This window comes from Ideonella azotifigens (genome assembly GCF_006519715.1).
GTDB lineage: Bacteria > Pseudomonadota > Gammaproteobacteria > Burkholderiales > Burkholderiaceae_C > Ideonella > Ideonella azotifigens.
In genome coordinates, this window is sequence record NZ_VIDT01001205.1 from 1 (window position 1) to 923 (window position 923).

The following is a 923-nucleotide window of genomic DNA, read 5'->3' on the forward strand; positions in this document are numbered from 1 at the left end:
TACAGCAACACCGTGGGCGCGAGCATCGTCAACGGCATGAGCTACGCCAGCACCCAGACCCAGCCCGGGGGCAGCGGCTGCAGCGCGGCATCGAGCAGCCAGACGTTTGACGCCAACGCCAACGCCACCAGCCGAGTCGACTTCGCCGGCAACCGAAGCTGCATGGCCTACGACAGCAGCAACCGGGAGACGGTGCGGGTCGAAGGCCTCAAGTCAGCCGACACCTGCCCGGCGGACCTGGCCAGCTACACCGCCACCATCGTCGGCCCGGCCAAGCCCCAGCGCAAGATCAGCACCCAGTGGCACCCGCTGTGGAACCTGCAGACGCAGGTGGTCGAGCCCAACCTCATCACCACCACCGTCTACAACGGCCTGGCCGATCCGGTCGACCCGGCACACCCGACCCTCAACTGCGCGCCCAGCGCACCTGCGCTGCCCGACGGCAGCAAGATCGCCGTCATCTGCAAGCGCTACGAACAGGCCACCACCGACACGCTGGGCAACCTGAGTGCGGCCAACGCCACCGTGACCGACACCCGCAGCTGGAGCTACAGCTACAACCAGTACGGCCAGGTCCTCACCGAGACCGACCCGCGCGGCAAGGCCACCACCTACGAATACTGGACCGAACCCACCAGCTTCACCGGAGAAGGCGCAGCCGCCCGCGGCCACACCCTGGGGGACCTCAAGACCGTGACCCAGGGCCCCAGCACCGCCAACCCCCTCAAGACCCAGTACACCGAGTACAACAAGCTCGGCCAAGTGCTCACCACCGTGCTGCCCAACGGCAGCACCGAGAGCCGGGAGTACCACCTGCGAGGCTGGCTGAGCAAGCTCACCCAGACCCCGGCAGGCGGCGGCACCGGGCTGGTGACGAGCTACGACTACTACGCCACCGGCCTGCTCAAGCAAGTCACCCAGCC

Annotated in this window: 1 pseudogene; it reads left to right on the plus strand. The window is 67.8% G+C overall.

The window, feature by feature from the left end:
- Positions 1-923: pseudogene (locus tag FKP22_RS31620) on the plus strand (RHS repeat domain-containing protein); the annotation flags it as partial.